The organism is Bacillus sp. SIMBA_154 (assembly GCF_046536015.1).
GTDB lineage: Bacteria > Bacillota > Bacilli > Bacillales > Bacillaceae > Bacillus > Bacillus pumilus_P.
Genome location: NZ_JAWJBV010000010.1, coordinates 1 through 20816, shown reverse-complemented (window position 1 = coordinate 20816; position 20816 = coordinate 1). Strand labels below are relative to the sequence as shown.

22 protein-coding genes, 1 rRNA gene and 1 pseudogene are annotated in these 20816 nt (G+C 42.5%); 17 read left to right on the top strand and 7 right to left on the bottom strand.

Features of this window, described 5'->3' with window-relative positions:
- Nucleotides 1–16: 16 nt before the first annotated feature.
- Nucleotides 17–1180, bottom strand: coding sequence for an oxalate decarboxylase family bicupin (locus R0K30_RS13875; protein WP_256499421.1), 1164 nt, complete (start codon nucleotides 1178–1180; stop codon nucleotides 17–19).
- A 94-nt stretch (nucleotides 1181–1274) separates the two neighbouring features.
- Nucleotides 1275–1439 (bottom strand): YvrJ family protein, encoded by a 165-nt coding sequence (locus R0K30_RS13870; protein ID WP_230031580.1) that lies wholly within the window; start codon nucleotides 1437–1439, stop codon nucleotides 1275–1277.
- Between the two features lie 166 nt (nucleotides 1440–1605).
- On the opposite strand from R0K30_RS13870, the gene R0K30_RS13865 reads away from it, so the two are divergent.
- Nucleotides 1606–2208, top strand: a complete 603-nt coding sequence (locus tag R0K30_RS13865) for a sigma-70 family RNA polymerase sigma factor (protein ID WP_410611272.1) — start codon at nucleotides 1606–1608, stop codon at nucleotides 2206–2208.
- A complete protein-coding gene (gene rsoA / locus R0K30_RS13860) occupies nucleotides 2156–2377 on the top strand; it encodes a sigma-O factor regulator RsoA (RefSeq protein WP_029707333.1) in 222 nt (73 codons plus the stop codon). The genes R0K30_RS13865 and rsoA overlap by 53 nt, the downstream gene beginning before the upstream one ends.
- Before the next feature lie 473 nt (nucleotides 2378–2850).
- Here rsoA and R0K30_RS13855 read toward each other — a convergent pair whose 3' ends face one another.
- Nucleotides 2851–3831 (bottom strand): metal-dependent hydrolase, encoded by a 981-nt coding sequence (locus R0K30_RS13855; protein WP_410611270.1) that lies wholly within the window; start codon nucleotides 3829–3831, stop codon nucleotides 2851–2853.
- A 191-nt stretch (nucleotides 3832–4022) separates the two neighbouring features.
- Here R0K30_RS13855 and mutY point away from each other — a divergent pair, with 191 nt between their 5' ends.
- Nucleotides 4023–5123: an A/G-specific adenine glycosylase gene (mutY, locus tag R0K30_RS13850; protein WP_099727598.1), complete on the top strand. Its 1101-nt coding sequence runs from the start codon at nucleotides 4023–4025 to the stop codon at nucleotides 5121–5123.
- Here the strand turns inward: mutY and R0K30_RS13845 are convergent.
- Nucleotides 5110–5334, bottom strand: a complete 225-nt coding sequence (locus R0K30_RS13845) for a hypothetical protein (protein ID WP_044139672.1) — start codon at nucleotides 5332–5334, stop codon at nucleotides 5110–5112. The genes mutY and R0K30_RS13845 overlap by 14 nt on opposite strands.
- 81 nt (nucleotides 5335–5415) lie before the next feature.
- Here R0K30_RS13845 and fabL point away from each other — a divergent pair, with 81 nt between their 5' ends.
- The 10 genes and pseudogenes from fabL (at nucleotide 5416) to R0K30_RS13795 (ending at nucleotide 14962) form a co-directional block, all read left to right on the top strand.
- Nucleotides 5416–6168, top strand: coding sequence for an enoyl-[acyl-carrier-protein] reductase FabL (gene fabL, locus R0K30_RS13840; RefSeq protein WP_024425211.1), 753 nt, complete (start codon nucleotides 5416–5418; stop codon nucleotides 6166–6168).
- Nucleotides 6169–6243: 75 nt separating this feature from the next.
- Nucleotides 6244–6390, top strand: a pseudogene (locus tag R0K30_RS13835) (gamma-type small acid-soluble spore protein); the annotation flags it as partial.
- Nucleotides 6391–6565: 175 nt separating this feature from the next.
- Complete coding sequence (locus R0K30_RS13830) at nucleotides 6566–6826, top strand: YgaB family protein (protein ID WP_099727596.1); 261 nt, start codon at nucleotides 6566–6568, stop codon at nucleotides 6824–6826.
- 147 nt (nucleotides 6827–6973) lie between these two features.
- Nucleotides 6974–7504, top strand: a complete 531-nt coding sequence (ntdP, locus tag R0K30_RS13825; protein ID WP_012009337.1) for a nucleoside tri-diphosphate phosphatase — start codon at nucleotides 6974–6976, stop codon at nucleotides 7502–7504.
- A gap of 94 nt (nucleotides 7505–7598) precedes the next feature.
- Complete coding sequence (locus tag R0K30_RS13820; protein WP_099727595.1) at nucleotides 7599–9341, top strand: ABC transporter ATP-binding protein; 1743 nt, start codon at nucleotides 7599–7601, stop codon at nucleotides 9339–9341.
- 112 nt (nucleotides 9342–9453) lie between these two features.
- The gene (locus R0K30_RS13815) at nucleotides 9454–10476 is read left to right on the top strand and encodes an ABC transporter ATP-binding protein (RefSeq protein WP_410611266.1); all 1023 of its coding nucleotides are present in this window, start codon (nucleotides 9454–9456) and stop codon (nucleotides 10474–10476) included.
- Complete coding sequence (locus tag R0K30_RS13810; protein WP_230031582.1) at nucleotides 10445–11422, top strand: ABC transporter ATP-binding protein; 978 nt, start codon at nucleotides 10445–10447, stop codon at nucleotides 11420–11422. The genes R0K30_RS13815 and R0K30_RS13810 overlap by 32 nt, the downstream gene beginning before the upstream one ends.
- The gene (locus R0K30_RS13805; RefSeq protein WP_249705313.1) at nucleotides 11397–12983 is read left to right on the top strand and encodes an ABC transporter substrate-binding protein; all 1587 of its coding nucleotides are present in this window, start codon (nucleotides 11397–11399) and stop codon (nucleotides 12981–12983) included. Before R0K30_RS13810 ends, R0K30_RS13805 begins: the two co-directional genes overlap by 26 nt.
- Before the next feature lie 62 nt (nucleotides 12984–13045).
- The gene (locus R0K30_RS13800) at nucleotides 13046–14047 is read left to right on the top strand and encodes an ABC transporter permease (RefSeq protein WP_230031584.1); all 1002 of its coding nucleotides are present in this window, start codon (nucleotides 13046–13048) and stop codon (nucleotides 14045–14047) included.
- An 18-nt stretch (nucleotides 14048–14065) separates the two neighbouring features.
- Nucleotides 14066–14962 carry an ABC transporter permease gene (locus R0K30_RS13795; protein WP_099727590.1) on the top strand — a complete coding sequence of 299 codons (897 nt, stop codon included), beginning with the start codon at nucleotides 14066–14068 and terminating at the stop codon, nucleotides 14960–14962.
- Between the two features lie 199 nt (nucleotides 14963–15161).
- On the opposite strand, the gene R0K30_RS13790 is transcribed toward R0K30_RS13795, so the two are convergent.
- Together R0K30_RS13790 and R0K30_RS13785 are read right to left on the bottom strand one after the other, a co-directional pair.
- The gene (locus tag R0K30_RS13790) at nucleotides 15162–16235 is read right to left on the bottom strand and encodes an FUSC family protein (protein ID WP_099727589.1); all 1074 of its coding nucleotides are present in this window, start codon (nucleotides 16233–16235) and stop codon (nucleotides 15162–15164) included.
- A 247-nt stretch (nucleotides 16236–16482) separates the two neighbouring features.
- A complete protein-coding gene (locus R0K30_RS13785; protein ID WP_099727588.1) occupies nucleotides 16483–17778 on the bottom strand; it encodes a glutamate-1-semialdehyde 2,1-aminomutase in 1296 nt (431 codons plus the stop codon).
- A gap of 129 nt (nucleotides 17779–17907) precedes the next feature.
- Here R0K30_RS13785 and bcp point away from each other — a divergent pair, with 129 nt between their 5' ends.
- Nucleotides 17908–18375, top strand: coding sequence for a thioredoxin-dependent thiol peroxidase (gene bcp, locus R0K30_RS13780; RefSeq protein ID WP_034664955.1), 468 nt, complete (start codon nucleotides 17908–17910; stop codon nucleotides 18373–18375).
- Nucleotides 18376–18532: 157 nt separating this feature from the next.
- Nucleotides 18533–18970 carry a peroxide-responsive transcriptional repressor PerR gene (perR, locus tag R0K30_RS13775; protein ID WP_012009347.1) on the top strand — a complete coding sequence of 146 codons (438 nt, stop codon included), beginning with the start codon at nucleotides 18533–18535 and terminating at the stop codon, nucleotides 18968–18970.
- A gap of 35 nt (nucleotides 18971–19005) precedes the next feature.
- Here perR and R0K30_RS13770 read toward each other — a convergent pair whose 3' ends face one another.
- Entirely contained in the window at nucleotides 19006–19353 is a 348-nt protein-coding gene (locus R0K30_RS13770; RefSeq protein ID WP_034323008.1) for a YgzB family protein, read from the bottom strand.
- 189 nt (nucleotides 19354–19542) lie between these two features.
- On the opposite strand from R0K30_RS13770, the gene R0K30_RS13765 reads away from it, so the two are divergent.
- Nucleotides 19543–20421, top strand: coding sequence for a nucleotidyltransferase-like protein (locus tag R0K30_RS13765; protein ID WP_099727586.1), 879 nt, complete (start codon nucleotides 19543–19545; stop codon nucleotides 20419–20421).
- 315 nt (nucleotides 20422–20736) lie between these two features.
- Nucleotides 20737–20816: ribosomal RNA gene (locus R0K30_RS13760) — 16S ribosomal RNA — on the top strand; the annotation flags it as partial.

The window sequence follows — 20816 nt, the reverse complement described above, 5'->3', positions numbered from 1 at the left end:
TTGCAGGAAGTATGCGTTAATCCTCTTTTTTAGGTGCAGCGATGACAGGATGTTTTTCTGTAGAAAGCAATGTTAAGAAGTCTTCGCCTTGATCTAAATGGTCTAGCACCAGCTGTTTCGGTGTGACCGCAAGCCACTGATTGAGTGAAATGTCTGCATAATGATCGCTCTTGAAGATTTCTAAGAAATAAAGCGGTTCGTCCCCAGTATTTTCTACATAATGCCCCATCGCAAATGGTACATATCCCACGTCTCCCGCCTGATAGTTGAAGGTTCTTGCATGTCCGTCAGAAGCAAATACCGTCATTCGTGCTTTTCCAGAAATGAAATATTGCCATTCATCCGTATTTGGATGCCAGTGCAGCTCACGAATGGCACCAGGATCGACTTTGACAAGAGCGGACGCAATCGTTTTAGATGCTTTGAAATTGGTTGAGTCTGCGATCCAGACCTGTCCGCCGCTTGAAGTAATCGGCTCTTGTTTTAACAGCTCATATTTAAAGGAATGAGGGACTTCTCCTTGCTCTGTTTTCACCTTGTCACTTTCAAGGGAGCCAGGCAGACCTTTTTGGAATATATACTTCTCTTTCTCTGGCAGCTTGTTAAACTGTTCCTTTGTCAGTCCGAAGTTCTTGAGCACGACTTCTTCTGGCGTATGAGCAAGCCAATCGGTCACTTGGAAGGTACTATTTTCTGAGAAAGACCCGTCATCAAACACAAGCAAAAATTCAGCTCCCGGTTCAAGTGCTTGGATAGAGTGCGGCAGGCCAGAAGGGAAGTACCACAAATCACCCTCTGTTACATCCTCTGTAAAATTGCGCCCCTCTGCATCAACCGATGTAATCCGGGCTTCCCCATAAATCATGTACGCCCATTCCGCTTCCTTATGCCAGTGCAGCTCGCGAATCGCACCAGGCTTTAGCCGCATATTGACAGATGCAAGGCTTTTAGAGATCGGTAGTTCGCGGACTGTTACCTCGCGGGCATAGCCGCCTTTTTCTAAACGGTTGTGCGTATCAGAAAAAGAATATTTCATGTTGGAGACCGTTCCATGATCTGTTTCCGGCGGCGTGAGCATATCTGGGTTTTGTCTGTCCCGCTCGAGATTACGTGGAATTTTGACCGTTGCTCCTTTTTCTCCTCGGATCGGCTGTGGTACACCATTTTGCTTTTCACTCATGATAAAATCTCCTTTCAACATCGTATTGTGTGAGGTGACAAAAGGCCTTTCATTTCGCCCTCGTTTTCATAAGGTGAAACCAATCAAGCAGATGTCAATCTGATTCATCATTTTTTTGAGCAGCGACTAATCGTTGGATGAGCTTGCTTAATTCATCAAACTTTCGTTCAAAGCGTGTCAGCAAGTAAACCGTCAAAATGGCGGGGAAGCCAGCCTGACCGAGCTGCTTCAGCCATTCCTCTGAAAAAAGGTTCTCCATTTGTCTCACCTCCCAGCTGATGCTCGTCTCTTATATAGGTGGTCTGAAAGAAGAAAAAGGAAAGCAAAGCGGGAGAAAATGAACCATTAGACCCGTTTCATGAAGTTTACTTTTTTTAACTTTTGTCCACTTAATTCAAATAGAGGAAACAAAGGGGAGGATGCACATGGATTATCGGCTGTTATTGAAAGCGAAATGGAAGGAAATCATTGATCACCCGCTTATTCAGCAGTTTTTAAGCAATCCTAAAAATCAGCAGCTGCTCAGGCAAGTCATGGAAGAGCCAAACGAGGAGAATGCGAAAAAGCTAGATTCCGAGTTCAAGCAGTTTTATCAAAAAATCCGCATCATCAAGTATATTTCCACAATGATCCGCATCTTTTCAGTCGACTTTGACAAACGAGTCAAAAAAAAGCAGCAGCGTTTTCCGCTCATACTCGATCATCCTGATCAACAAGAAGTGAAAGACCCTGTTCAAACAGATACGTATGAAGCTGTGCTCTTCAACCAACAAGACTTAGGGGAGCACCTGCAAGATCAAACATTGTACAAGGCCTATCAGCAGCTCACAGACAAACAAAAAATGGTCTTAACTCAAATCTATGTCGAAGGCCAAACGATGAAGGAAATAGCCGACCGGCTGGGCGAATCAAGACAAAACATCTCAAACATTCACAAAAAGGCACTCAACAAACTAAAAGAAGAAACAGGGGGAGATGTCCGTGCACGAAGACAAAATGACCAATGGAGAAATGGAAGAACTCATTGAAACCTTCACACCCATGATCAAAAAGAAACTACAAAACACGGCATATCAAGAAAGAGAAGACCTCGAACAAGAACTCTATATCAAACTTATCGAAAAAATAGACCGGCTGATTTACCAAGAGGGACCTGGATTTTGGGAGTTTATTGTGGAATATATGACGAAGTTATAAGAGGAACTGATGGTGCGAATGTGAGGTGAACATAAAATCCCCGGGGCATTCGCACCTTTTTATTCGACAAAAATGAGAAAAATGTATATTTCATGAAAGAGAAAACAAAATTCTATATTGAAGTTTGAGGATTTTTACAATCATTCCCTAAAAAATGTTACAATTAGGGCGGAAATCGCAGTCGCACTCTATGTGAGTGCGTGTATTGAAATAATAGTTAATTGCAACTTTTCAGCATCACCAATAAAGTCGCACTCTATGTGAGTGCGTGTATTGAAATAATAGTTAATTGCAACTTTTCAGCATCACCAATAAAGTCGCATTCTATATGAGTGCGTGTATTGAAATTTCTTGTAGCTGCTCAATTGCGTTTTGAAACCTGCCGCACTCCACCTGAATCATTAATCAAAAACACTTTACTTTTTCCTCCCGTACAACACCCCTTCACAATCACAACACAAAAAAAGACTCGCTCACACAGAGCCGAGTCTTAATTTTTTTTGCAGTTTTTCTTCACTGAAAATCCAGCCGGTATAGGAGTTTTTGATTTGATGATCCATGTCGATATGGCAGATCGCGACAAAAGGATAGTGACCTTTGCTGCGGTAGCGCAAATCAATGAACCGCACTTCATAATGATCCTTGTATTTATCCACTTCCCACCTGTAGACAGGGGAGAAGGAGAGAAAGGCTGAAATGTTTTCATCTTGCTTAGCAATTTTCATAATTTCTGTATCAGGGACCGGCACACGGTTAAAGGTGTCTAAAATGACAATCTCTCCATTCATGCTTCGACCGACATGGAAAGAGGATTTGCATTTGACTGCAATGCGCCATTGTCTGAACTTCATTGTAGGCGAGATGATAATTTCTTCAATTTCATCAAATCGTGCACACAGCTGACGTTTAATCTGAAGCTGCATGATGACCCTAACGATATAGTAACAGAAAATCACGGCATACAGCGTGATGAACGTATAGCCGGGATGTCCGCCAATGGCCCAGATGACAATGGCGACAAGGTGTGTAAAAAAGATAAACGGATCAAAGGTGTTAATGATCCCAAGTGCTACCCACTTCTTCGAAAATGGACGAATGGCCTGCGTGCCGTATGCATTGAAAATATCGACAAACACATGTAGCACGACGGCTAACAGAGTCCATAACCAAAGGTGAAGTAAATTCGCCCCCGGCACAAATGGGAAAAGCACAGCCGGAATCAGCAACGACCAGAACAGTACAGCCGGAATGGAGTGAGTAAATCCTCGGTGATTTCTTATATAAACCGCATTATTTTTTAGTTTTAGCACAGTATCAATGTCTGGTGCTTGGGAGCCGGCAATGGTCGCGATCATCACGGCATGTGCCATTTGTGGATCTGCGCTGACGGCTGGATCTAAAAGTGCAAGTCCCCCAAGAGAAATGCCCATTACTACATGAGTACCAGTATCCAATTGATTACCTCCTAGTTGTCATGCTTAGGAACAATCATACAAAGTATACGTCTTCATTCAAGACTATGTGCAAAATCACTTTTGCTTTGTCCTAATTTAATGTAACATGTTAACGTATCTACAAACAGTATACAACAAATAAGGTTCTTTTCAGAACGTTAGCCCTTGGTTCAATGAGAAGGAGTATAAAGATGAAAGACATTCAAGAAAAGCTGGACCGCAAAGATATTGCGGGTTTTCAGCATGATTTAATTGATTGGTATGAAAAAGAACAACGGACACTGCCATGGCGTGAAAATCAAGATCCATACCGGGTCTGGGTATCAGAAGTGATGCTCCAGCAAACGAGAGTGGATACGGTCATTCCGTACTTCAACCGGTTTATGGAGCAATTTCCGACTGTCAAAGATCTCGCTTTAGCCGATGAAGAAAAGGTCATGAAAGCATGGGAAGGTCTTGGCTACTACTCAAGAGTTCGTAATTTGCAGGCAGCTGTGAAAGAAGTATATGAATCCTACGGTGGTGTCGTCCCTGATACGAAAGAGCAATTTTCAAAGCTCAAAGGTGTAGGCCCATATACGAGCGGCGCAGTACTGAGTATCGCCTATAACAAGCCGTACCCTGCTGTAGATGGCAACGTCATGAGGGTCATTTCCCGGATCTTATCGATATGGGATGACATTGCAAAACCAAAAACGAGAAACACGTTCGAATTTGCTGTCGATCAGCTCATTTCCCGGGAAAAGCCGTCTGAATTCAATCAAGGGCTGATGGAGCTAGGTGCGCTCATTTGCACCCCAACATCCCCTGCATGTCTCATTTGCCCTGTGAACATGCATTGCTCGGCACTCGAGGAAGGTGTTCAGCATGAGCTCCCAGTGAAAAGCAAAAAGAAAAAGCCCACTGCCAAATCAATGGCAGCAGCGGTTTTATTTGATGATGCAGGTCACCTATATATTCATAAGCGGCCAAGTACAGGCCTCCTTGCGAATTTATGGGAATTCCCTAACTTGGAAACCGTGAAGGGAAGAAAAACGGAAAAAGAGCAGCTGCTTGAATTTCTAAAAGAAGAGGCAGGTGTACAAGCGGAGCTTGGTGATTTAGAAGGCACCATTCAGCACGTATTTACCCACCTCATCTGGAATATTTCTGTTTTCTTTGGACGTGTGACCTCTGTATCTGATGACACTGAGCTTAAAAAAGTCACAACAGAAGAGTTTGAGGCGTATGCTTTGCCGGTCTCACATCAAAAAATATGGAAGATGGCACTCGAGCAGCCTAGTCGTATTTAACCGTTGTACCGTGGGTATAATCGGCTTCATTCCGGTGCAGACCCCCGCGGTTTTCGATTTCAGAAATGATTTCTCGATACTTAGATTGCCCTTCTTCGTTTAAATAAGGTAAAATTTGTTGGAAAGCATGATGAAAGTAAGCAAGCTCAGTATCTTTCCATTGATCCTTGGACATCATGCCAAGCTGGCTTAAATCGCGTCCGACATACATGAATGTAACCTCCTAATAGGAACTTTCCTATTAGTGTGAAGCGAATGGACGAAAACTATTCAAATCAGGAGATGAACCATAATGAGTCAACGTAAATGTGCATTAATTACAGGCAGCAGCAGAGGTGTCGGTAAAGAAGTTGCCCTTCGCCTAGCTGAAAAAGGATATGACATTGTCATTAACTATGCAAGAAGCAAAAAAGCTGCGCTTGAAACAGCGGAAGAAATTGAAGCGATGGGCGTGAAAACATTGGTCGTTAAAGCCAATGTAGGCCAGCCTGAGAAAATCAAAGACATGTTTCAGCAAATCGATGAAACATTTGGCCGTTTAGATGTATTTGTCAACAATGCGGCATCTGGCGTACAGCGCCCAATCATGGACCTTGAAGAAAACCATTGGGACTGGACAATGAATATCAATGCGAAAGCCTTGTTATTCTGCGGACAAGAAGCGGCAAAATTAATGGAGAAAAACGGCGGCGGACATATCGTCAGCATTAGCTCACTAGGCTCCATCCGCTACCTTGAAAATTACACAGTGGTCGGTGTATCAAAAGCAGCACTAGAAGCTTTAACGCGTTACCTTTCTGTTGAGCTGTCACAAAAAAATATTGTCGTGAATGCCGTATCTGGCGGCGCGATCGACACAGATGCACTCAAGCACTTCCCGAACCGAGAAGAGCTTTTAGAAGACGCGAAGAAAAACACCCCTGCTGGCCGGATGGTGGAAATTAAAGACATGGTCGACAGCGTGGAGTTCCTTGTATCAGGCAAGGCAGACATGATTAGAGGACAGACGATTATTGTGGATGGCGGACGTTCTTTGCTTGTTTAAAAAAATCATGAATAGGATGTACACCTTCTGCACAAATTAATGTGCGTGGAGGTGATAATGATGGATAAACAACAAAACAAAACAAACGCACAACAAGTGAAAAAACAAAACCAAGCTGCTGCTCAAGGTCAATATGGTACTGAATTTGCTAGCGAGACTGACGCACAGCAAGTAAAAAAATACAACCAAAAAGCTGAGCAAAACAAACAACAAAACAGCTAATCACTGAAACAGAGGGAAGCACTTCATCTACGAATGAAGTGCTTTTCTTTTTGCCTGTCACCACCATCCGACAAAACCTGTAAAACCTCTACATAAACAGTCAAAGGACTTCTTCAACCTTTCAAGAAATGGTATAGATACAAAAAATGGATTTGAGTGAAAAGGGAGGAGTTAGATGTCTGATTTCGATCAGCTTGTAAGAAAGCAAATGCAGCTCATGGATCAGCTGCTCGATGTACAAGGGGAACTCGACATGTGCTTAGAAACAGAAAAACGATTGCTGCAAGATGAAAAAAAAGAAGAGCGGCATAGGCTTCATGACCAAATCAAACAGAAACGAGAAGAACTGCAAAAAGTCCAAACTTTATTTACAAAACAGACAGAACAGGTCATCAATTCATATAAGCAAATGGAGAAGAGTTCAACCGTGATGTAAGAGAGTGTGCCGTTCAATTGGGTTGAATGGCTTTTTCATTTCATTTTTTAACTATGTAACGGTATAATATAATAGAGACATGTTTAGTTGGGAAATTAGGTCTTTGGACTGTTAGGTTTGTTTGTTATAGAAAGTAGGGGAGAAAATATGGGCTATCCCAAGGAAGGAGAAACCATCCAAATTCAAAGCTATAAACATAATGGCTTGATCCACAGGATTTGGAATGAAACCACCATTCTGAAAGCAACGGAATTGTGTATCATTGGTGCAAACGACCGTACAATGGTGACTGAATCCGATGGCCGTACATGGATGACGAGAGAACCGGCTATTTGCTATTTTCATGCAAAACAATGGTTTAATGTAATTGGGATGCTTAGAGATGATGGGGTATATTATTACTGCAACATTAGCTCTCCTTTTGCGACAGACGAAGAGGCAATTAAGTATATTGATTACGATTTAGATGTCAAAGTCTTTCCAGACATGACGTACAATATTTTGGATGAAGATGAATATGCAGACCATAAGAGGCAGATGAATTATCCAAAAGAAATCGATAGTATCTTAAGAGAGCATCTGAATACATTACTGCATTGGATTCACCAGCGGAAAGGTCCGTTTGCTCCTGAATTTGTGGATATGTGGTATGAACGTTTTTTACATTATACAAAATAAGCAAGATCAGCAAAAACCTGTTTGGCTTTATAGGCTAACAGGTTTTTGACTGCGTACGGATAAGAGGCACTGATAGATTGGGAAGGAGATTTACATGGGGGTCATTAAACGCTACATGGCTTTTGTAACACCGTATAAAAAACAGATTGCATTGACGATGGTCATCGGAATGATCAAGTTCTCGATACCCTTAACCTTGCCTTTGCTCTTAAAGTATGTCATTGATGATGTCATCCAAGGCTCGGGGTCGGCTGAGGAAAAGACATCATCTCTACTCATCATGATGGGAATCATGCTCGTATTATTTTTAGTGATGAGGCCGCCTGTCGAATACTACAGACAATATTATGCACAGTGGACAGGCAGTAAGGTATTGTTTGATATTCGGGAAAAGCTGTTCTCGCACATTCAAAAGCTAAGCCTTCGTTATTATGCCAACACGAGAACAGGCGAAATCATTTCAAGGGTGATCAACGATGTGGAGCAAACGAAGGAATTTGTCATTACAGGCCTGATGAACATTTGGCTGGATTTGATGACCGTCCTTATTGTCATTGCCATTATGTGTACACTGGATATCAAGCTCACCATCGTATCTGTCATTATTTTTCCACTTTATGCGATAGCTGTGAAGTATTTTTATGGACGGCTTCGCAAGCTGACAAAAGAGCGGTCACAGGCGCTGGCGGAGGTGCAGGGGCATCTCCATGAACGAGTACAAGGAATGCCTGTTATTCGCAGCTTTGCGATTGAAGAGTATGAACAAGAGAATTTTCACGGTGAAAACAAGAATTTCTTAAACAAAGCGATCAATCACACGAATTGGAATGCCAAAACATTTGCAGTCGTCAATACCATCACTGACATTGCACCGCTACTCATCATTGCATTTGCTGGCTACACCGTGATTAATGGATCGCTTTCGATTGGGACAATGATTGCCTTTGTCGGCTACATTGACCGGATGTACAACCCGATTCGCCGTCTCATTAACTCATCGACGACTTTAACCCAGTCGGTTGCGTCTATGGATCGTATTTTTGAGTTTATCGATGAGCCGTATGAGGTAACAGATCGGCCAAATGCAAAAGAAGCCAACGATTTAAAAGGAGAGGTAGAATTTAAAAATGTGTCGTTTCGCTATGAACATACACAGGAAGAGATTTTACATAATATCTCCTTAAAAGTAGAAAAAGGACAAACGATTGCGCTTGTAGGAATGAGCGGTGGAGGGAAGTCAACGCTCGTCAGCTTAATTCCAAGATTTTATGATGTCACAAACGGGTCACTTGAAATTGACGGCATCGATATTAAAGAGTACAAAGCAAGAAGCCTCCGAAATCAAGTCGGAATGGTGCTGCAAGATACGTTCTTATTCAGCGACACGATTAAAGAAAACATTGCTGTTGGTGACCCGGAAGCGTCCTTTGAGAACATCGTATCGGCTGCCAAAGCGGCAAATGCCCATGATTTTATTATGTCTCTTCCTGAAGGGTATGACACGAAGGTAGGAGAACGAGGCGTGAAGCTGTCAGGCGGTCAAAAACAACGGATTTCGATTGCGAGGGTATTTCTCAAAAATCCGCCGCTCCTCATTTTAGACGAAGCGACGTCTGCACTTGATTTAGAAAGTGAGCATTATATTCAAGAAGCGATGCAAAAGCTAGCGAAGGACCGCACAACCTTTATTGTCGCGCATCGCTTATCGACCATTACCCATGCCGATCAAATTGTCGTCATGGAACAAGGTGAGATTGTGGAAAAAGGAACACACGAAGAATTAATGAACCGAGACAGCCACTATCGCCATCTATTTACCATTCAAACATTAAATTAGTAGAAGCCTATCCGAATCTAGCGGATAGGCTTTTTTATGCTTGTCAAAAACATGACATATTTCCCAGCTTGTCTCAATACAATTTTAAAAAGTATGACGGGGTGGTGAACATGTGAAAGAACAAGAGGTGTTGCTAGATGTCAAACAGCTATCCATTGCGTTTCAGCAAAAAAAGCAGAGAGTGCCGATCGTCCATCACATATCGTTCTCGATTCAAAAAGGAGAAACCTTAGGCATTGTTGGCGAATCTGGCTGCGGGAAAAGTATCACATCGATGTCATTAATGGGGCTGAATCAGCAAACAGAAACAACGGGTGAGATTCAATTCGAAGGTCAAAACCTGCTGTCACTTTCGGAGAAACAGTGGCGAGAGGTGAGGGGAAATGACATTTCGATGATTTTCCAGGAGCCAATGACCTCTCTGAATCCATTAATGACCATTGGCAAGCAAATGACAGAAGCTCTTTTCACACATCAAGCAATCGGCCAAAAAGAAGCAAAAGCGAAGGCTGTTGATTTGCTTCAGACAGTTGGATTGAAACAAGCAGAATCGTTACTTAAAAAATACCCACATGAATTATCGGGCGGCATGCGCCAGCGTGTGATGATTGCGATGGCCATGCTTTGTCACCCAAAACTCATGATTGCAGATGAACCGACGACTGCACTTGATGTCACCATCCAAGCACGAATTCTTCGTTTGCTCAAAAAGTTAAACGAAGAGATGAACACCGCTATTTTATTTATTACCCACGATCTAGGCGTCGTGCGGCAAATATGCCAGCGTGTCATGATTATGTATGCCGGTCGAATCGTAGAAGAAGGAACCGTTGACCGTATTTTTCAAAAACCTCTGCATCCCTACACAAAAGGCCTTTTCGCCTCTGTTCCATCATTTAAAGAGAAAAAAGAAAAACTCATCTCTATTGCAGGTCATGTACCAAAGCCCGGGGCCATCCAGTCCGGCTGTCAATTTGCACCACGCTGTCCATATCAAATGCCGCAATGTCTAGAAAACGACCCAGCCTTACAATCCATTGAACACAATCATCGCGTGGCATGTTTTCTAATGGAAGGAGGAGAAGACACTGAGTCACCCACTCTTGCAAGTGAATCAGCTGACAAAACGTTATGAGACATCAGCTTTTTTTTCTAAAAATAAACACACGACCTTGGCGTTAAATCAAGTGTCCTTTCATTTGAAGGAAGGGGAAACGCTTGGCATTGTTGGCGAATCAGGCTGCGGAAAATCAACGCTTGGCAAAAGCTTAATGAGATTGACTGAACCGACTTCAGGCTCTATTCAACTGAAAGGGCAAGAAGTGACAATTCTGAAAGAACGAGACATGCGTTCCTTAAGAAAAGACATTCAAATGATCTTTCAGGATCCATACGCTTCCTTAAATCCACGAATGAAAATCAAAGATATTTTAGAGGAACCGCTCATCGTTCATCAACACGGGAAGAAAGCAGAAAGGCAAAAGCGGGTAAAGGAGATGCTGCACATTGTTGGGTTTGATCCGTCCTATGGAGACCGCTATGCGCATCAATTCAGCGGCGGACAGAGGCAGCGTATTGGGATCGCTAGAGCACTCATCACCCATCCAAGCCTTGTGATTGCCGATGAACCCGTTTCGGCGTTAGATGTATCCGTTCAAGCACAAATTCTGAATTTGATGCTCGAATTGCAAAAGACGCTTTCTCTTACGTATCTGTTTATTTCTCATGATCTCGGCGTTGTCAAGTATATGAGCGACCGAATTGCTGTGATGTATGCTGGCCGCATTGTGGAGATGGGTCCTGCGGAAGACGTATTTCACAAGCCGCTCCATCCCTACACTTCGCTGCTTCTGAAATCCATTCCACATATGGATCACGTGCTAGAGACGCATGATGTGGAAGCAGAAGAGTCGACTTTGGCGGAAGAAGGCGGGTGTCCTTTCTACAAAAGGTGTCCGAAAAGGTGGGCGCACTGCCTGCAAGCTGTTCCTACTTTGTATGAGGAGGAAACTGGCCACGCAGCTGCCTGCTATTTATATCAAAAGGAGGAACACAATGAAGAAGACATGGTTATTCAGTAGTTTCATTTTTGTGCTGGCACTTGCGCTATTTTTAGGAGGCTGTTCGTCTGCACCAACATCAGAAGAAAAGGCAACAAAAGACACCCTCGTATTCGGCAGAGGAGGAGACTCCACTTCACTTGATCCGATTACAACGACAGAAGGTGAAACCTTCAAGGTCACAGAGAATTTGTTTGAAAAGCTTCTGAATTACGGCGAGAAAGACACGACCATCCATCCTGGCCTAGCTACGGAATGGGATGTTGCAAAGGACGGGAAATCCTACACGTTCTACTTAAGAGAAGATGTGAAATTTCACGATGGCACAGACTTTAACGCAGAAGCAGTCAAATTCAACTTTGACCGCTGGATGAATGGCGATGCAGAAAAATTTCCTTACTACGGCATGTTTGGCGGCTATAAAAAAGATAAGGGACATGTCATTAAGGACATCATCGTCAAAGGTGAGCATGAGGTTGAATTTCAACTAAAGCGCCCGCAGGCAACGTTTCTGAAAAACATTGCCATGTCTCCATTCGGGATCGCAAGTCCTGCGGCTGTCGAAAAAAGCGGCAATTCATTTCGTGAAAATCCAGTTGGTACAGGACCATTTAAGTTTAAAGAGTGGAAGCAAAACGACCGCATTGTCTTAGAAAAGAACGAAGATTACTGGCAGAAGGATAAACCAAAGCTGAATCAAATCATCTTCCGCTCCATTCCTGAAAACTCTGCCCGTTTAAATGCGCTGAAAACAGGCGAAATCGATTTAATGGATGGCGTGAATCCGTCTGATTTAGATGGCATTAAAAAGGACAAAGCCCTCCAGCTCATTGAAAGACCATCGATGAATGTAGGCTATATCGGACTGACAGTGACGAGAAAGCCGCTTGATAACAAGCTGGTTCGTCAGGCGCTCAATTATGCGGTCGATAAAGAATCCATCATTGAGTCATTTTATGGCGGACTTGCTGAACCAGCGAAAAATCCGCTTCCTCCCTCTTTAGAAGGCTACAATGACGACATAGAGCCATATCCATATGACCCAGAAAAAGCGAAAGAGCTATTGAAAGAGGCAGGCTTCCCTGACGGCTTTCGCATCAAGCTTTGGGCAATGCCTGTTCCGCGTCCGTATATGCCTGATGGGATGAAGGTAGCAGAGGTCATTCAGTCAAACTTTGAAAAGGTCGGCGTCAAAGCAGAAATTGTGACATATGACTGGGCGACCTATTTAGATAAGGCAAGTAAAGGGGAAGCAGATGTGTTTTTGTTAGGCTGGACAGGAGACAATGGCGATCCTGATAACTTCATTTATACACTACTGGATGAAGACAGCATTGGCGGCAACAACTATACATTCTTTCAAAATGATAAAATGCATGACATTTTAATTGAAGCGCAAACAGACACAGATCAAAAGAAACGAAATGAACTGTATAAAAAAGCTCAAGAGATCATTCATGACGAAGCGCCTTGGATTCCATTGGTGCATTCAATTCCAATGCTCGCAGCAACTAGTGATTTAAAAGGATACCAGCCGCACCCAACTGGTTCAGAAGCTTTGACTGACGTGTATTTCGAATAAGCAAATAAGGGGGAGAATTTTATCCCCCTTATTCAAACAAATCAAAAGGCGGTGAAAGCTGTTTGTTTGCTTATTGTATGAAACGAGCAGGAATGCTCATCCCAGTACTGATCGGAATGACATTGGTCGTGTTTTCGATTATTCGGTTTATACCGGGGAATCCAGCACAGGTCATCTTAGGGCAGCGGGCAACAAAAGAAGCAGTAGAGCAATTAACCATCCAGCTTGGTTTGAATCAGCCGTGGTACGTTCAATACGGCCATTACATGCTGGGCCTTTTAAAAGGTGATTTAGGGACTTCCATTCGAACAGGAGCAGCTATTGCCCAGGAAATGAAGCCTTACTTATTTGCGACGTTAGAACTAACATTTTTTGCGATGGTGCTGGCGATTTTTGTGGGAGTGAATGCTGGAATCATTAGTGCTTGGTTTAAGCATTCTTTCTTTGATTATGTCGCGATGTTTATTGCTCTCATTGGTGTGTCCATGCCGATTTTCTGGTTAGGCTTAATGGGGCAGTGGTTATTCTCGATCGAATTAGGCATTTTGCCGACAACGGGCCGAGAAAATGTGAGGAATCCAGTGGAGTCAATCACTTATATTCATACACTGGACACGCTTTTGCAAGGCCGGTTTGATCAATTCACTGATAGCATCAAGCATTTGATTTTACCAAGTACAGCACTCGCAACAATCCCTGCTGCGATTATTGCGAGGATTACGAGGGCAAGTATGCTGGAAGTGCTCCATTCAGATTATATTCGAACAGCAAAAGCAAAAGGGGTACGTTCGTTTTTCATTATTTATCAGCATGGGCTGAAAAATGCGCTCATTCCGATTTTGACGATTATCGGTCTTCAGACAGGTCTCTTGCTTGGCGGGGCCATTTTAACAGAAACGATTTTTGCTTGGCCAGGAATTGGGCGGTATATATACGATGCGATCAGCTATCGTGATTACCCAGTCATTCAAACAGGTATTCTCGTTGTTGCGCTCATATTTGTCCTGATCAATTTCATCGTGGACATATTGTATGCAGTTATTGATCCAAGGATTAAATATTAGAGAAGGGAGAGTGACAACATGGAAGCGCAAAAGGAGCTTCAAGCACCTAAGCCAAAAAAAGAACGCTCTCAATCACTGATTCTTGAATCGATGAAGCAGTTTTTTCAGCACAAGCTTGCGGTCATTGGCAGTGTGATTGTCTTTTTATTTCTCATCCTAGCGATCTTCGCACCGCTCATTGCTCCTTATGGAATCAATGAACAATCACTCGGTGAGCGGTTTAGTGCACCTTCAGCTGCGCACTGGTTTGGTACAGATGATTTCGGCAGAGATATATTTTCAAGAGTTGTACATGGAGCGCGGATTTCCTTATGGGTTGGTTTCTTCTCGGTTCTCGGGTCAGTCATTTTAGGCACATTGCTTGGATTGATGGCCGGTTATGGCGGAAGGGTGCTGGATGCTGTGATCTCGAGACTATTTGATATTTTACTCGCCTTTCCTAGCATTCTATTAGCGATTGCCATCGTCTCCATCTTAGGTCCTTCCTTACAAAATGCCCTTATTGCCATAGCGATTATTAACGTCCCGACCTTTGGAAGGCTGGTTCGATCAAAGGTGCTGAGTATTAAACAAGAAGAATATGTGCTAGCAGCAAAGGCAGTTGGGATGTCACACCGCCGCATCGTCCTGCGGCACATCCTGCCAAATAGTATGGTGCCGGTCATCGTACAGGCGACGCTTGCGATCGGAACGGCAATTATTGAAGCGGCAGCTTTAGGTTTTTTAGGACTGGGTGCACAGGCGCCAAGTCCGGAGTGGGGAAAAATGCTAGCCGATGCAAGGCCTTATCTCATTCAAGCCCCATGGACTTTATTCTTCCCAGGGATAGCTATCATGCTGACGGTTCTTGGCTTTAATCTGATGGGAGATGGATTAAGAGATACACTTGATCCTAAAATGAAGAAAATAAAATAAGACCGAATCTAAGAATCGGCCTCAGCTTGTAGGCAAACCCTCTTATTCTTTGTCAGGTCTGTGCTTCGGTGCTCGTCCTTCCTAGAATTCAAGGGTTTTCAGGCTACGCTGAAAAAAGAAGACAAAGGGTTAAAATGAAGATCATTTTAGCCCTTTGTCAACAATCTAAGGCCGATTCTCGGGAATCGGTCTTTTCTGTTTATGCTTCTTTTTCTTCTGTCTCAATTTCACTATCTTTTGGGTGATACGTCTGGAAGCTTGTAATCAATGTATCTAAATGTTCCAATTCATCACGGTATTCGATGATGCTGGACATCACATTCAGCATATTGTAATCGAGCAAGTCGTTTTCTTGGTTTTGCTGATGCTGAATAAATGATTTCGTTAATGTTTCAAGACGAAGAGAGCATTCATTTTGAAAATCATCGTCCTGCGGCTTCATTTTTCCGACAAACTTCATCAAGGTGCGCTCATGCCAATACAGTAAATAATCAATCTCATCAGTTAAGCTTTCCCTGAAATGCTCTGGCATCAAATGAATTTCATTTTCTAATTTATGAAGCTTTTTCAGCAAGTACAGAGCTCGATTAGACGTCATAATTGCCTGTCTGAACAAAACCAGCTTTCTTGATTTGACATACGTGGTTTTCTTTAAATAGCTTCGTTCCTCTTTGTATAACAAGTAAATATGATCTAATTTGATCATACGTTCTTTTATTTGATCGATGTCATCCTTTAAAGTGGAATGATCAGTAGACTGTCTGGAGCTCAGACGGATCCATTTTAAAATCTCCTCCGTATTTTCCATAATGTGATGAACCAGCTTTGTTTCATACTTTGGCGGCAGGAAGATTAAATTCACTAAAAATGAAGAAAGTACCCCTAACACCACAGTAGCTGTTCGAATTAAGGCAAAGGAAAGGAAATGATCCCCTGCACTTTCTAAAATCGCGATGACAGTTACAAGTGCAATCGGAATCGTGTGTTCAATCTTCAGCTTTAAATTAATGGCGATGACCATGACGGCGGTTAAGCCGATAATGACTGGTCCTGTGCCGAAAAGCAGACCGAACATAATGGCAAGTGCTGCTCCAATAATATTGGCTTGCACTTGATCAACGATCGTTAAAAATGATCGATAAATAGATGGCTGGATAGCAAATACAGCTGCAATTCCCGCGAAGACGGGCGTTGGCAACCCAAGCCATGTTGCCAGGTAAAGCGCGAGTACAATGGCGATACCAGTTTTTAAAATACGGGCTCCAAGTTTCATTGGTTTTGTCCCTGCATTCCTTTCTTTTTGATAATAGATGATCACTCGTCATTTATTATAAATATTTTGATGAAACAACTAAGTAATATACAGCGGTCTTCCGAAATATTCAAGTGATTTTTGAAAGTTCATGAAAACATCAAAAGAAGGTATTGAGAAAAAATGTAACAGATTCACTCGCTTTTGACAATCATGAGCTGATTAATAAAAAAACAGACGCATGGATTTACGTCTGTTTTTGTCTCCATTATGATATTTTCAGCTGTTCAAACGCATGATCTACCGCTTGTAACGTCTCAGAAATATCTTTTTCAGTATGTGCGATGGTTAAGAACCAAGCTTCATATTTAGAAGGAGCAAGGTTAATACCTTGCGTGAGCATCAATTTGAAGAAGCGTGCGAACATCTCGCCATCCGTATTTTCAGCCTGCTCGTAGTTCACAATCGTTTCTTTTGTAAAATAAATCGTGAGAGCACCTTTTAAGCGATTCACTGTAATATCTACTTGATGTTTTTTGGCATGGGCTAAAATTCCTTCTTCTAACATAGCGCCAAGCTGATCAAGACGCTCGTAGACTCCGTCTTCTTTTAACACTTCCAAGCATGCAATACCAGAAAGAATGGACGCAGGATTTCCTGCCATCGTGCCAGCTTGATAGGCTGGTCCAAGCGGGGCGACTTGCTCCATAATTTCTTTTTTTCCGCCGTAAGCGCCGATTGGAAGACCGCCGCCAATAATTTTACCTAATGCAGTGAGGTCAGGTTTTACTTGAAGCAAGTCCTGTGCACCGCCGTACATAAAGCGGAAAGCTGTAATCACTTCATCATAGATCACCAGTGCGCCTTTTTCATGAGTGAGGTCATTGACCTGCTGCAAGAAACCATCCTTAGGCTCCACAATCCCAAAGTTGCCGACAATCGGCTCAACAAGGACAGCCGCTACCTCATCGCCCCAGCGATCTAATGCTTCTTTGTAGCTGTCAATATCATTAAATGGAACGGTAATGACTTCGTTGGCGATGCTTTTTGGTACGCCCGCTGAATCAGGCGTTCCTAAAGTGGAAGGGCCAGAGCCAGCTGCCACTAGCACAAGATCAGAGTGACCGTGGTAGCACCCGGCAAATTTAATGATCTTTGTTCTGCCTGTATAAGCGCGAGCTACACGAATCGTAGTCATCACAGCTTCCGTACCTGAATTGACAAAACGAACTTTATCTAAAGCAGGCATCGCTTCCTTCAGCATCTTCGCAAACGTGACTTCATGCTTCGTCGGTGTTCCGTAAAGGACACCCGTTTCAGCCGCTTTCGTGATGGCTTTTGTAATATGCGGGTGGGCATGTCCTGTAATAATTGGACCGTATGCTGCTAGGTAATCGATATAGCGGTTTCCATCAACATCCCAAAAATAAGCGCCTTCTCCTCTTTCCATAGCCACGGGTGAACCGCCGCCTACTGCCTTATATGAACGAGAGGGACTGTTGACACCTCCAACGATATGCTCCAGCGCCTCTTGATGTAATTTTTCTGATTCTGTGAATTTCATAAATAGCCTCCTATCTCAACGTATCACGTCGTCTATCATTATTTTAACATGCCGATGCAAGCGTCCTTAGTTGAATATCCTTTCAAAATTGGATAGGCTAATTAAAAAATAGGTTGGAGGGATTGAGTCATGACAATCGAAATAGGCCAGCAAGTACCTGAAATCGAATTAACCGGTGACAACGGGGAGAAAGTAAAGCTTTCTGACTTTAAAGGAAAACATATTGTCCTTTATTTCTATCCAAAAGATATGACACCAGGCTGTACAACAGAAGCATGTGATTTCCGCGATCGCCATCAAAGCTTTGCAGAATTAGATGCTGTCATTATCGGCGTAAGCCCAGACAGTCAGGACAAGCACCAAAAGTTTAAAGAAAAACATGATTTACCGTTCCTGCTTCTTGTAGACGATGAACAGAAATTGTCTGAAGCCTTTGGGGTATGGAAGCTGAAAAAGAACTTTGGCAAAGAATACATGGGCATTGAACGTTCAACGTTTCTTATAAATAAAGAAGGAACGCTTGTGAAAGAATGGCGAAAAGTCAAGGTGAAAGACCACGTAGAAGAAGCGCTTGAGGAACTGAAAGCTCACGCTTAATATCATCACAGGATGAGATCGGCAGACATGCCGGTCTTTTTTGTGAAGAAGAATAGGTAAAAAAGAGGATTGTAATTGACAAAGTTTCGACTCTGGGGGTACACTATTTATAAAGATTATAATATAAGAATATTTTTGAAGAGAGGTGCATGATGAAATGGCTGCTCACGAACTAAAAGACGCTTTAGATGCTTTAAAAGAAACCGGTGTTCGAATTACTCCGCAGCGCCATGCCATCTTGGAGTTTCTCGTAAATTCTATGACTCACCCAACCGCGGACGATATATATAAAGCACTTGAAGGAAAATTTCCAAATATGAGTGTAGCAACGGTTTACAACAATTTACGAGTCTTCCGGGAATCTGGATTAGTAAAGGAATTAACGTATGGTGATTCCTCAAGCCGATTTGATTTTGCGACATCTGACCATTACCATGCGATTTGTGAAAATTGCGGGAAAATCGTTGACTTTCACTATCCTGGCCTTGATGAAGTTGAACAGCTTGCATCCCATGTGACGGGCTTTAAAGTCAGTCATCATCGCTTGGAGATCTATGGAACTTGTCAAGAATGTGCGAAAAAAGAAAATCATTAATGAAAAAGCTGACCAGGTGAATGGTCAGCTTATTTTTATGACTTTTTTCGATTGTAGGATTCATCAAACTCTTTACCCTCTAATGCTGGATCGAGAGTAAGCGGCTCTCTGCAATGCATGCACATATCCACTCGTCCGAGCACCTTTGTTTCCTTTTCACAGCTTGGACAAACGACTCGTACCGCCTTCGTAGAAAGCATGCCAATCCAAAAGTAAACGGCTGTACTTAATCCGATCGATAAGACGCCAAGCAGCATAAAAAAAGTCGACAGCCAGATCGATTCCTTAAAGAACACACCGATATACATGATCAGAAAGCCGACAAAAACCAAACTAAGTGCAAATGTTCTGATTTTATTAATCTTACTGGAGTATTTCGCCATCCCTAGCCCCCCTTATCTCCAATATAGCACATTTTACCTTTCTGTTTGAATTAGTTATAGAGTTTTGTGAATAAATTGCTTATAATGATTCAATGATCTTTTTTCATGTATTGAAGGAATTTTGATTCTATGAGGAGAAATAAATAGCATTAGAGAAGAACCTTACACCCAAGTATTGGAGGAATCACTATGGAAAATCTTCTCCGTCCTATTTATCAAGAGCGAGCGAGCCATCCAGACACATTAGCTGTGATTATAGTAGAAAGAAGACATAAAGTATCTTCTGAGACGGATAACTTTGATGCAGCACTTCTTGTCATTGTAAAAGAAGCGGAAGAGCCGTTATTTATCAAACACTATGAATCCGATCACCAAACAGCTTCCTTAAATGTTGTCACAGATGATCAGCTGAAGGAATGGATTACCCTCGGCACTAACCGCCGAATCATTGATTGGATTTTGAATGGAAAAGTCCTATTTGATCGTAATGAATATATTTTCAACTTGATTGATGAACTGAGTACATTCCCGTTTTCAAACCGTAAGCTCAAAATCGGTTTAGAATATGGAAAACTCATTCGCAGATATATAGAAGGAAAAGCATTTTTTGAGTCAAATCAATTCCTTGATGCATATAATTCCATTGTGCATGCCCTGCATCATCTGGCACGTATTGAAGTGATTGATAAAGGCTTCCACCCAGAAGTGACGGTTTGGAACCAAGTGCGTCATATGGAGCCGGAAGTATATAAACTTTATTCAGAACTGATTGAAAGCCACGAAAGCCTGCATAAGCGTTTGGAACTGTTATTTTTAGCGAATGATTTTTTGATCCATTCAAAAGCAGAAATTGGTGCCGCTCATTTGCGTCATGTCATGGAACAGCAGGATATTTGGCTTTTTGGCGAGCTTCTTGCGCATCCTGACCTCAAGCATTTCACGCCTGACCTTAGCGTCATGATTGATTTCTTTGTGGAAAAAGGAATTGTTCAAGTGGAGCCAATTGAGACAAAGGGACAAAAAATCTATCATCGAGGATATTTTATAAAAAAAGATATTGACGCATGAATATTATGATGGTATATTATTAAACGTCGCTAATGAGCAACTGAGTTGCTTTGAAAGAAAAGCTGACAAAAAGAAATTCTAAAAAACACTTGACGCACGCGGTGCTCAAATGTTATATTGAAAAAGTCGCCTCTGAGCGACAACGAACATGATCTTTGAAAACTAAACAAGACAAAACGTACCTGTTAATTCGAGTTTTTATAAAAAAATCCTATGATACATCATAGGTAGTCAGTCAAGCTGACGAGGCAGGAAGGATCACATACTAAGTTCGCTACATTGTATAGCAACGCATGTGTGATATGGATCCTGCATACCTCGGAGAGTTTGATCCTGGCTCAGGACGAACGCTGGCGGCGTGCCTAATACATGCAAGTCGAGCGGACAGAAGGGAG